A 12,565-nucleotide genomic window follows, 5' to 3' on the forward strand; every position below is an offset into this window, starting at 1 on the left:
AGTACATGAACTACCTCCTGGTAGTCCAAGTTTTTGTCCGCATCCCCAGTGGGTCACTTCTGGGTGGAAATCAACAGTCGTGCTCCAGGATTTGCCTGGCTGCTTCATTCTCGAGTTCTTCGAGGTAACGTTGGCAGCTCATAAGGACTCCTGATGGAACGAGGAGGCTCTGAACTAGCTATGAAACTCAGGTCGATCCAAGTTGGAATCTCACGACTGAGATTCAAAGATGTGTGGCGTTGTCTTAGGTGAGGCAGGTAATGAAATCCCAATTTTGGTGATCCCGCTTGAGGATGTCGCGAAAGCGGTACCGCCGTGCATCCGCGCTATAGCCGCAACGATGGCCAGTCCTAAGCCGTGATTGAGATTTGCATGTGCGCGGGACGCATCAGCACGATAGAACCGATCAAACAGGCGTGGCAGATGGATGGGATCGATCTCCGCTCCTCGGTTGATCACCGCAATGCTAACGTTGTCACGTTTGCCATCGGGTGTCTCCACTACGCTTTGGGAGATCTCGATAGTGATCGTTGATCCGGCTTCTGCATAGCGTGAAGCGTTGCCTAAAAGATTGGATAGTGCACGGCGAACCAAACGCGCATCCACAGCAACACTTGCATCTCCATCGATTAGAACTTGAAGGTGCGCTTCTTGAAGCACTGCCTCATGGAACTCGGCCACTTCTGAGGCAAGCTCTGCAAGACTCACTTTGGCGGATCGCCGCGCTTCAGTACCGCGGTCTGCGTGTGACAGAAACAGCATGTCAGCCACGATTCCGGCCATGCGCTGTAGATCCTCTAGGTTGGAGGCCAAGATGTCCTGTAGTTCAACAGCACTACGCGGTTTACGAAGCGCCAACTCGCAACTACTGATCAAGGTGGTCAACGGTGTGTTTAGTTCGTGTGCCACGTCAGCATTGAACGCCTCCATTTGTTGATAGGCGATGGCCAGTCGGTCAAGCAATGCATTGAACTGTGCGATCAATGGTCTTAATTCTTGAGGTTGATGGCTATCATCTAAACGGCGATGCAAGTCTTGCGCAGAAAGGCTTCGCGTTTGATCCACCAGTAGGCGTAAAGGCTTGAGTCCTATGCGAACAAGCCATGTGCTCGCAAATGAGACCAGCAATGCACCCGCCACGGCGGCAATGCCCAGGGTCCAGGCCAGACGATTAAGCAGTCGGTCATCTGGTCTACGGTCTAGCAACAGGACCGCTTGCATTGGCTGCAGGCCGTCGTTAACTGTCGGAACTTCCACTGAAAATTTGCGAACTGCAACCCGGTCGTCATCTTCAGGTTGGCGCAAAAGTTCAAATGCGCTTTTACCGGAGGTTGGCACCAGGCGTAAAGACAGTTCGTCATGCCCCGTGACGAAGTCGTTAAGCATGTGGTTCAAGGCCTCCGGGGAGTGAACCCCTCGGCTCTCGCTTAACAGGTGCTCGATTGCTGTTTTCTTGTGATCTAAGGTGTCTTGCTGACGTTCCGACAGCGTGACGGAGATCACGAAATAGACAGCAATGCATACAAAACCGAGGCCAACAATGGTTTGCAGTGCTAAGGCGCGGGCTAAACGTCGAGCTAAATGTGGTGCAGCGGTCTTGCTCATGTTGTGCGAGATTCGAGCACATAGCCCATGCCACGGACGGTGTGGAGGAGATGTTGCTCAAAAGGCTGATCAAGCTTTAGCCGCAGGCGTCGGATAGCGACCTCTACCACGTTGGTCTCACTGTCGAAATTCATATCCCAAACCTGAGATGCCAACTCTGTTCGTGTTAACACTTCCCCTTGGCGGCGTAATAGAAGGCTAAGCAAATTGAACTCTTTGGCCGTGAGCTCGATTCTCTGGCCCGCCCGCGTGGCCCTACGACGAATTAGGTCTAACTCTAAGTCAGCTAAGCGCAGAGTCGTCGCTTCGGGGGCGGCTTGGGCAACGCTGGGGCCACTGCGCCGTAATAGAACATGCAGGCGTGCGACCAGTTCAGAAAATGCAAATGGCTTAACGAGATAGTCATCGGCGCCACACTGCAGTCCCTTGACGCGATCCTCAACCTGGCCACGGGCAGTCAACATCAGTACAGGTGTTTGTTTCGTTTGCCTCAGCGCAGCTAGCACGGCTAGGCCATCGATGCCCGGAAGCATGCCGTCAAGCACGATCAGGTCATAGTCCATTTCACTGGCCAGGTGCAGACCGTCAATACCGTTGTGGGCTACATCCACAGTGAAGCCCTCTTCCGCCAGACCCTTGTTTAGGTAATCGGCGAGCTTGATCTCATCTTCTACAACCAGGATTTTCATGCTGACTATTCTGAGATAGGCGCACGCATTTTGAAAATGACAAATTTGTCATCCGGCTGTCAGGATGGTGAGGGGAGCACTTTATTATAGTGGCAGCGCCCACCCGCTTTCTATTCCTCACCTGGGCAATGTATCGCCCGGCTGACTTTGGATTGCACGGGTAGGAGTTTTAACAATGATTTCTTCGTCGTCTCATCGTGCTGGCCGAGCAGCTAGTGCGTTGCGTCATGCGTTGTTGTCCACCAGTTTGGCTTTAACTGGCGTGGCAGGCATAGCGCAGGACAATCCTGCCAATAAGGCGTCTCTGGCACCACTGACTCTGGACACTGCAGTAGCACGCGCTATCGACCAACACCCTCGTTTACGAGCTGCCCAGCGCGGTCTTGAGGCAAGCGATGGAGCCGTTCTGCAAAGTAAGGCGAGGCCTAACCCTGCGCTCTCGTATTCACAAGAAGATACGAGCAGAGATAAACGTACCACGACGGTTCAATGGACCCAAATGCTGGAAATCGGTGGCAAGCGCGATGCGCGCATGCGTGCTGCAGCACGTGGCCGAGATGTGGCTGAGGCGGAGCTGGATGCCGCCAAAGCTAATCTTGTCGCAGATGTCCGACTCGCATTCTTCGGGTTGTTAGTCGCACAGCAGCGTGAAGTCCTCGCAGGACAAACTCTTGACATCGCTCGAAGCGCGCGTGAGGCTGCATCGAAGCGTGTAGCAGCGGGCAAGGCAGCGCCCCTAGAGGCCAACCGGGCCAGTGTCGCTGAGTCCAGTGCAGAGCTGGAGCAAGCCCAAGCTCAGGCCGCAAAACGAGTGGCTCGTCAACAATTACAGGCCCTTATAGGAGAGGGAGGCCCTGTATTTGGTGATGCGCAAGGCAAACTTGACGCGTTGCCTACTGTTCCGGAAATTGGGGTTCTTCAAAGCCGCTTGGAGCAGTCGCCTTCCATTCAGCAAGCTCGCTTCACTGTTGAACAGAGCCGGGCGACCGCAGATCTGGAGCGCGCAAAGCGAATTCCTGACCCAACGGTGAGTCTAGGTATGAAGCGCGCTCAAGAGACCGGCAATCAACTCGTAGTCGGCGTCTCCATTCCTTTGCCTGTGCTCGATACCAATCGAGGAAATCAGTTGCAAGCCCTCCGCCTGGCTGACCAAGCTGAAGAGCGCTTGCTAGCTACCCGGTTGGAACTTCAGTCTCAACTTTATGCGGCGCGAGAGACGCTAGAGGCAAGTCGTAAACAAGCTATCCAACTGTCTGAACGCGTGCTGCCGACTGCACAAGTCGCCTATGAGGCGGCAAGCAAAGGATTTGCGCTAGGGAAATTCGGCTATCTGGACGTACTTGACGCGCAACGCTCTTTGTTTGATGTACGTAGTCAATACCTGGACCAGTTAATGGCCACACATCGTGCTTCGGCCGATATCGAACGCTTGTTGGGCACAACAGACGAGTAAGTTTTTTGCACAGATCATCAACATGAACGATACAAAACCATCTCCATTTGGGACTCGGCGTACTCAGATTGCAATTGCTGCAATCCTAGTAGTTGGCGCTCTTTCTGCTGCACTAATTCTTCGCAGTGGTCCAGACAGCAGCAGTGCTAAAGGTGCCGGAGGTCAGGGGCACTCAGAAGCCGCTAGCCACGCAGACACAGAACATCACGGCGAGAAGCAAAGCGGTGATCACAAAGATGAAAAAGGACACGCAGATGGTGAGCACCATGATGAAAAAGAGCAAAAGGACGGAGCCAAGTCTGCAGAGAAGAAAAGCGCCGAAGGTGCTCATGATGACGATGAAGGTCTAATCCAAATGGATTCGCAGCGTATGCAGGCTGCAGGCATTCGAACCGCAGAGGTCGGCGCTGCAACTGTTCGCTCAGTACTGCAACTTCCGGGGGAAATACGCTTCAACGAAGACAAAACGGCTCACGTTGTCCCTCGAGTCCCTGGCGTCGTCGACTCGGTACCCGCCAATCTCGGGCAGGTTGTAAAGAAGGGGCAGTTGCTGGCTGTGTTGAGCAGTGCGGCTGTTTCTGAGCAACGAAGTGAACTTCAAGCCGCTAGCCAACGCTTAGCACTGGCGCGTACAAGCTATGCCAGAGAGCAAAAGCTGTGGGAGGAGAAGGTATCGGCTGAACAGGATTACTTGCAGGCTCGGCAGACACTGCGCGAGGCAGAAATTGCCGTTTCAAATGCTCAACAGAAATTGGCAGCCAACGGCGCCGGAGGCGGTGGCGGTGCACTAAACCGATTTGAATTAAGGGCTCCTTTTGACGGAGTGATCGTCGAGAAGCATCTCGCCGTCGGTGAAGCTGTTCAGGACACTACCCAAGTTTTCACAATCTCAGACTTGCGCTCCGTTTGGGCTGAAATGAGGGTTGCAGCATCTGACTTGCCCGCCGTGAAGGTAGGGGAAAAAGCAACTGTCAAAGCGACAGCATTCTCGTCGTCTGCGACTGGGGTGGTTGCTTACGTGGGTGCTCTGATTGGCCAGGAAACACGTACCGCTCCTGCTCGAATCACTCTAGAGAATCCTGAAGGTGCGTGGCGCCCAGGTCTATTCGTTAATGTGGAGTTGACGGCCTCTTCGCAACAAGTGCCAGTGGCGGTAGCTTCCAGTGCTATCCAGCGTCTGGACGGCCAAAACAGTGTTGTGTTTGTGCCCGTCAAGGGGGGTTTCCGAGCTCAACCTGTACGCGTTGGTCGCTCAGATCCCCAGACAACAGAAATTCTTGAAGGGCTGAAGTCCGGCCAGTCCTATGTGACTGAAGGCAGCTTCATGCTTAAGGCCGAACTGGGCAAGGCTACAGCCGAGCACGCACACTAAGCAAGGGCTGCAAATGTTCGAACGAATTATCCGATTTGCCATTGAGCAGCGCTGGCTGGTCATGGTTGCCGTTCTGGCCCTAGCGGCTCTTGGCGTATACAACTATCAACGCCTCGCTATTGATGCTGTACCTGACATTACCAATGTTCAGGTACAGATCAATACGCAGGCCAGCGGCTACTCACCGCTTGAGACTGAGCAGCGAGTCACTTACCCAATTGAAACGGTGATGGCCGGCCTGCCCAATCTGGAACAGACTCGCTCGCTGTCGCGCTACGGCCTGTCGCAAGTGACAGTAGTGTTTAAAGATGGCACTGACATCTACTTTGCTCGCCAGTTAGTCAACGAACGCATCCAACAGGCCCGTGACAATCTTCCCGCTGGTGTCACTCCCACGCTGGGACCTATCTCTACAGGTTTGGGTGAGATCTATCTTTGGACCGTTGAGGCCGAGGACGGTGCAAAGAAGGCAGATGGAACGCCTTACACACCTATGGATCTGCGCGAGATACAGGACTGGGTGATCAAACCGCAACTGCGTAATGTGCCTGGTGTCACTGAAATCAACTCTATTGGCGGGTTCGCGAAAGAGTATCTGGTTTCGCCACGCCCAGAACAGCTGGCGTCCTATGGTTTCACTCTTGCTGACCTGGTTGCTGCGTTGGAACGCAACAATACCAATGTGGGAGCTGGATACATTGAGCGTCAAGGTGAACAGTATTTGATCCGTGCCCCAGGTCAAGTCTCTGGCATTGCTGACATTCGAGAAGTGATCGTGGGTTCGGCTCAAGGCCAGCCCATACGTATTCGTGATTTGGCAGAGGTTGGCTTGGGTCGTGAGCTTCGCACTGGAGCTGCCACGGATAACGGCCGAGAGGTCGTGCTTGGCACGGTCTTCATGCTGATCGGGGAGAACAGCCGTGTGGTCTCGCAGGCTGTGGCTGCACGTATGGAGCAGATTAACCGCAGTCTTCCTGAAGGCGTGAAAGCGATCACGGTCTACGATCGCACAAACCTCGTCGATAAAGCCATCGCAACGGTCAAGAAGAATTTGGTGGAAGGTGCGGCTTTAGTTGTTGTCATCCTCTTCCTTTTCCTAGGCAACCTCCGCGCGGCCCTGATTACAGCGCTGATCATTCCGTTGTCCATGCTGTTCACCTTTACTGGCATGGTGCAATACAAAGTCAGTGCCAACTTGATGAGTCTGGGCGCTCTTGACTTCGGCATCATCATTGATGGCGCGGTGGTCATTGTGGAGAACTGCGTGCGTCGTCTTGCCCACGCGCAAGAAGCACGCGGACGCTCTTTGACGCGCAGTGAACGCTTCCACGAAGTATTTGCTGCAGCCAAGGAAGCGCGTCGGCCATTGTTGTTTGGACAATTGATCATCATGGTGGTCTATTTGCCAATCTTTGCGCTCACGGGTGTAGAGGGCAAGATGTTCCATCCCATGGCGCTGACTGTGGTGATCGCGCTTGCTGGCGCAATGCTGCTGTCCATTACCTTCATTCCTGCGGCGATTGCTCTTTTCATGGGTAACAAGGTTGCGGAGAAGGAAAATCGCCTCATGGTTTGGGCACGTCGCGTTTATGCACCAGCCCTTCATCGCGTCATGAGAGCTCCTGCAGTTGTTCTGACTGCAGCTGGTGTGGCGGTGGTGCTAAGCCTGCTGCTGGCAACGCGTCTTGGTAGTGAATTTGCACCAAACCTCAACGAGGGCGATTTCGCCATTCAGGCTCTGCGGATTCCAGGAACCAGCCTGACCCAGTCCCTTGAGATGCAAATGCAGATCGAGAAAACCTTGAAGAAAGAGTTTCCTGAGATCGACAGGGTATTTGCTCGTACAGGTACCGCGGAGATTGCCTCTGACCCGATGCCTCCGAACATTTCGGACGGCTACATCATGCTTAAGCCGCAGTCCGAATGGCCGGATCCGGCACGTACACGAGACGATTTGCTGGCAGCAATTCAGGCCGCCGCAGATCGAGTTCCAGGCAACAATTTCGAGTTCTCTCAACCCATTCAGCTGCGCTTCAATGAGTTGATATCGGGTGTGCGTAGTGATGTCGCTGTAAAGATTTTTGGCGACGACATGACCGTGCTGGAGAAGAACGCACAAGCTGTCGCAGGCATGTTGCAGCAAATTTCTGGAGCCTCTGAAGTCAAGGTCGAACAGACCACAGGCTTGCCAATGCTCACCGTGAAAATCGACCGTGAGAAGGCCTCGCGCTATGGTTTGAACATGGGTGACGTGCAAGACACCATCAGTACGGCACTGGGCGGTCGTGAAGCCGGCACAGTTTTCGAAGGCGACAAGCGATTCGACATTCAGGTTCGCTTGCCGGACGAAGTGCGCAATGACATGGAAGCGATAGGACGCCTACCTATCGCGCTTCCACGCGGTACGGATGGCCGACTTGGTTTTGTTCCGCTTTCGGCCGTGGCTAGTTTTGATATCGCACCAGGCCCTAACCAGGTGAGCCGAGAGGATGGTAAGCGCCGCATCGTGGTGAGTGCCAACGTGCGCGGACGTGATATTGGATCTTTCGTCACAGAAGCACAACAACGCCTCGAATCGCTGCAACTGCCTGCCGGCTACTGGACCCGATGGGGCGGAACCTTCGAGAACCTCGAGTCGGCTAGAAAACGCTTGACGATTGTTGTGCCGGCAGCATTGCTGATGGTCTTTGTCTTGCTGTTTGCAATGTTCGGCAATGTTCGTGATGGTCTCATCGTGTTCACGGGCATTCCGTTTGCGCTGACAGGTGGCATCTTGGCGCTCTGGATGCGCGGTATTCCTTTATCCATCTCGGCAGCGATCGGGTTTATCGCGCTGTCAGGCGTGGCAGTGCTCAATGGCTTGGTGATGATTGCCTACATCCGATCGCTGCGCGAAGAAGGAAAGCGCCTATATGAAGCAGTCACTGAAGGTGCTTTGACCCGACTGCGGCCAGTTCTGATGACCGCGTTGGTTGCATCGCTAGGCTTTGTTCCGATGGCCATCGCAACGGGCACAGGCGCGGAAGTTCAGCGCCCCTTGGCCACAGTGGTGATCGGCGGGATCTTGTCGTCGACTTTGCTGACCCTTCTCGTGTTGCCATTGCTTTATAGCTTGATACACCGCAAGGATCTCTCCGAGACGGAGGATGAGCAGGTGTTGGCGTCTACTGAGGAAAAGCCAGCCTGATACAAGTAGTTCAATTCACCTCATAAAAGCCATGGCCTCTAAGGCCATGGCTTTTTTCTTGTAACAATACTTAATATGACAACATTGTCACATTCCTGTTGGCAATCTGTCGGTGGGTATTTTCTACACTTAAGCCATCTTCTCTGAATAGACGACTTTCTTAGATGGAGAAGAAAATCAATTCACTTAAGGAGTATTAAATGGCTCACCGTAAAATTTTTGCATCTCTCACCGCCGCAGCCGCAATGGCAACCGTTATGGCAATGCCTGGCGTCGCAGTCGCAGATACGTACTGGCACCCCACAAATAATGAGGCTGGTGTAAAAGTATACCCCGAGCATTTCAAGAGCTCTCGAACCCGTGACCAAGTTCGTGAAGAAGCAGCGAATGCCGTACGAGAGGGCGGGGACAATCGACTGCGCAGCGGAAACTACCCAGCTGAGGCGAAAGGTACGGAGCCCGAAAAGACACGTCAGCAAGTTATCGACGAACTGATTAAAGAAACCCCTTCGCAGCGAGATGCTCGTAACCAAGCTATAGCTGGGTAATCAGTAATATTTTCTTGGCGTGGATTCGTGGTAACACGATCCACGTTTTTTTTCGCTCAAAAAATGACAAAAATGTAATCGGAATGTCATCGTGCAGATCAGATTTTATCTCTAGGATTGTGGGTTTATATAAATTCAAAAATAGTTTCATTGAGAAGCTGAATAGTTCTTGATTAAATTCTTTTCGTAAAATGAAGACTTTAAATAAAATAAGTGAATTCCTGCGCTCTAGTGGCATGCAATCAACACGCATGATCATTGGAGTTAGTATATGGATTGCTATTTTTTCTAATTATTATCTTTGGCTGAAGATATCTAAACTAGGTGAAGAATCGAATATAAGTTTAATAATATCTTTTGTTTTTATATTGATTGGTGTGAATATTTTTTCGATTTCTGTTTTGGGATGGGGGTGGCTTTTAAGGCCAATTGCCAGCATCTTTGTAGTCGGTGCGGCTTCAGGTGCCTATTTCATGCAAGCATACGGGATTGTTATTGATTCCAATATGATAACTAATGTGCTTCAAACAGACTTCAATGAAGCCTCGGATCTGATTAACTTGCAGATGATTTTCGTGATCTTGCTGCTGTCGTTGCCTCCATTGTGGTTTATATGGCGCAGAAATTTCTCAAAATCTACTTTTGGCAAACTGATATTGCAACGTTTGATGCTTGCTCTCCTGGGGATTTCAATAGCAGTGGTAAGCCTAATTGTTTCTTTTCAGGCGTTCTCCTCAACCATGAGGAACCATAAGGAGATTCGCTATTTGATTAATCCATACAACGGAATATATGCGGTTTTCAAGAAAATTGACGATTCCCAGAAGAGGAAATCTAAAGATTTGGTAAAAATAGGAGAAGGAGCATACATTGAAGGGACTATAGACCCTATAGTATTTCTTGTAGTCGGAGAAACCGCTCGTTCAGATCATTTGGGGTTGAATGGCTATTTAAGAGATACCACACCTTTGCTATCAAGTCGAAAAGACATTTTGTCATTTAAAAATGCCTGGGCTTGTGGAACGAGCACCGCAGAGTCATTGCCGTGCATGTTTTCTCATTTATCAAGAGAGGAATTTTTTGATCGAAGCGAAAATTACGAAAATTTATTAGATGTTCTAAAAAGGGCAGGATTGGATGTCCTTTGGGTTGACAATCAATCAGGGTGTAAGGGGGTATGTGCGAGAATACCTGCTAGTAATCAAGAGATTATCGAAGGTAATATCAATTGCAGAGATGATGGCTGTTTTGATGCAGCAGTGTTGAACAATCTCCAAAAGAAAATTGAAGACTTGCCAAAACCTGGCAAAGCTAAAGGAACCGTTATTCTAGTTCACCAAATGGGAAGCCATGGTCCAGCCTATTACAAGCGCTCTTCATCAGATAGAAAAGCCTACTTCCCAGAGTGTGACTCTTCAGCTCTGCAAACCTGCAGTCGAGACCAAGTAGTTAATGCATATGACAATAGCATAAGAGAGACTGATTATTTCATTTCGAATGCAATTGATTGGATTAAGGAAACATATCCAGATCGACCAACTGCAATGATGTATGTCTCAGATCATGGCGAGTCTTTAGGAGAAAATAATATATACCTCCATGGCCTACCTTATAGTTTGGCACCCGATGCTCAGAAACGGATTCCTTGGATCGCTTGGTTCTCTGAATCATTTAAGCGCGAGAAATTCGACGAAAATGGATGTGCTGCTCTATTAGACGTTGATGCCAAGATAAGTCATGATAATTATTTCCATTCGGTTTTGGGAATGATGAATGTAAAGTCTGAGATCTACAATCCTGATCTTGATATTTTTAAAAAATGCAGGAAGTATTGATTTTTGAAGCGATGTTGAGCAAATGGGTTTCTGACTATCTGGTTGGATAAAGGCATAGCATGGTTTGTCGCTATCAGTGGCAAACAGGGGCGTAGCCCGAAGGGGGATGCGAACAAATGCTAGGACTACCAGGATTTAGTTCATATTCTCATACGAAGACAGGATTCGTGCAGTTGAACGTTACTTCAAGCTTGGCTTGCGTATCAGGGCCACAATTCGCCAGTTGGGATACCCAATCAAGAACGCATTGAAAGGCTGGTATCAGCACTTCCTGAAGTATCAGGATTTGTCAGTAAGCCAAGCGCCAAGAGCACCGAAATATTCGCTGCAGCAAAGACAGGCAGCGGTTGCTCATTACCTCGTCCACTATCACTGTATTGCTGCCACGATAAGGGTTTTAGGTTACACGGGTCGAGGAACCTTGTCGTCTTGCGTCACGGCGATATTCCGAACCAGGCTAAGCCGACCATGACCATGGGCTTCGCGGCATCCGAAAAGAAGATGCTAAAGGTTGGAGATAAGGTGAAGTCCTAAGCAGAGGTGATCAATGGCAAGGCATGGTGACGGAGCTGAAACCAAGTCGCTGATAGAAAAGAGCCTGCCGTCCACGGCAGGCTCTTTGTTCAAGACATTCGTTTAGGCAGCAGACCGTACTAGCAGAGCTCCAAACTCGCAAGTCATCGTGGGCTTTCGTTTACTTTCTGCCAACAGCCGAAGATTGGCCTAAAGCAGGCATCCATTAGTGGCAGCACAGGTGTGTGCTTCAGGCTATTGCTGTTTGAAACTCCCCTATGGATCATGTTTTTGCCGGTGCCTGAAGATCTTTGAGAGTCAGGGTGCTCGGAGCATATTCGGAGCACCCTACCAAGGGGGCCTATTAATCTCAAACGATTCGGGGGTTCCGAGCCTTCACGGCGTTCATGGCAAAGCCCGCTAAGGCAATGGCAAGCACCAAAGCTTGCGCAATCGCGGTTTCCGCTGACGGATAGATGCCAAGCACTTCAATGCGCGGCCAATGGATCGGGCTCGCGCTCAACCAGCCAGCCTCCTGGAGGCCAGCAACCCCCTTGCCAGCGAGCACTACCGCGAGCACCGCAACCAGGATCGAACTGAGGCTGAAGAACTTACCAATCGGCATGCGCGCACTGCTCCGCAGCATAAGCCATGCAATGACGGCCAGGATGGCCACTCCGCATACCAATCCGCCTAGCAAGGCACTGTTGTTGCCGTCACTGGTCAGTGCAGAGTAAAACAACACGGTCTCAAACACCTCGCGGTAGACGGCGATGAACGACAAGGCGAACAATGCCCACGCTGAACGCCGCGTCATGGCTGCCGAAAGTTTGTCCTTTAGGTAGGCCTGCCACTTGCCCGCTGCGCTTTTCTGGTGCATCCAGAGCCCTACGCTCAGCAGCACAACGGCCGCGAACAGTGATGAAACCCCCTCGGTCACCTCACGGCTTGCGCCGCTGATGCTCATGAAGTAGGTGGCCACCGCCCAGGTTAGACCACCGCAAGCCAGTGCGGTCACCCAACCGCCATGCACATAGCCCAGCACATCGCGTCGTTCTGCCTTCTTCAGGAAAGCCAGCATTCCCACGACGATCAACAGCGCTTCAACCCCTTCGCGTAGCAGGATGGTTAGGGAGGCAATGAAGGTGGTTAGTGGGTCTGCCTTATTAGCGCCGAGTTCGGCGTCCACCTGGGCAAACAGATCGTCCAGCTTCTGTGCTGTGGCATCGGCTTGTTCCAACCGCCCACCGGCGAGCGCACCGCGATAGGCCAGCATGGCGTTTTCGACTGTTAATTTCCACGCAAAACTGACCCGCCATTTCCATCTCAAACTGACCCACCCTTTGGCTTGAGCCGTAAGGCT

8 protein-coding genes and 1 pseudogene are annotated in these 12,565 nt (G+C 51.6%); 6 read left to right on the plus strand and 3 right to left on the minus strand.

The window, feature by feature from the left end; translation table 11 throughout:
* Positions 1-210: 210 nt before the first annotated feature.
* Both ACWGXF_RS23860 and ACWGXF_RS23865 read right to left on the minus strand, forming a co-directional pair.
* Positions 211-1,605, minus strand: coding sequence for a heavy metal sensor histidine kinase (locus tag ACWGXF_RS23860; protein ID WP_003062497.1), 1,395 nt, complete (start codon positions 1,603-1,605; stop codon positions 211-213).
* Positions 1,602-2,294 (minus strand): heavy metal response regulator transcription factor, encoded by a 693-nt coding sequence (locus tag ACWGXF_RS23865; RefSeq protein ID WP_003062499.1) that lies wholly within the window; start codon positions 2,292-2,294, stop codon positions 1,602-1,604. Before ACWGXF_RS23865 ends, ACWGXF_RS23860 begins: the two co-directional genes overlap by 4 nt.
* 175 nt (positions 2,295-2,469) lie before the next feature.
* On the opposite strand from ACWGXF_RS23865, the gene ACWGXF_RS23870 reads away from it, so the two are divergent.
* The 6 genes and pseudogenes from ACWGXF_RS23870 to ACWGXF_RS23895 form a co-directional block, all read left to right on the plus strand.
* Complete coding sequence (locus ACWGXF_RS23870; protein WP_012838505.1) at positions 2,470-3,747, plus strand: TolC family protein; 1,278 nt, start codon at positions 2,470-2,472, stop codon at positions 3,745-3,747.
* Between the two features lie 22 nt (positions 3,748-3,769).
* Positions 3,770-5,119 (plus strand): efflux RND transporter periplasmic adaptor subunit, encoded by a 1,350-nt coding sequence (locus tag ACWGXF_RS23875; protein ID WP_034349613.1) that lies wholly within the window; start codon positions 3,770-3,772, stop codon positions 5,117-5,119.
* 13 nt (positions 5,120-5,132) lie between these two features.
* Positions 5,133-8,306, plus strand: a complete 3,174-nt coding sequence (locus tag ACWGXF_RS23880; protein WP_003055034.1) for an efflux RND transporter permease subunit — start codon at positions 5,133-5,135, stop codon at positions 8,304-8,306.
* 200 nt (positions 8,307-8,506) lie between these two features.
* Positions 8,507-8,854, plus strand: coding sequence for a DUF4148 domain-containing protein (locus ACWGXF_RS23885; RefSeq protein WP_003079124.1), 348 nt, complete (start codon positions 8,507-8,509; stop codon positions 8,852-8,854).
* A gap of 251 nt (positions 8,855-9,105) precedes the next feature.
* Positions 9,106-10,689 (plus strand): phosphoethanolamine transferase, encoded by a 1,584-nt coding sequence (locus tag ACWGXF_RS23890; protein WP_012838504.1) that lies wholly within the window; start codon positions 9,106-9,108, stop codon positions 10,687-10,689.
* Between the two features lie 142 nt (positions 10,690-10,831).
* Positions 10,832-11,125, plus strand: a pseudogene (locus tag ACWGXF_RS23895) (IS3 family transposase); the annotation flags it as partial.
* Between the two features lie 447 nt (positions 11,126-11,572).
* Here ACWGXF_RS23895 and ACWGXF_RS23900 read toward each other — a convergent pair.
* Positions 11,573-12,565, minus strand: a 993-nt coding sequence (locus ACWGXF_RS23900; protein ID WP_452102557.1) for an FTR1 family iron permease, incomplete at its 5' end; no start/stop codon positions are given.

Source organism: Comamonas sp. HJ-2, assembly GCF_053615495.1.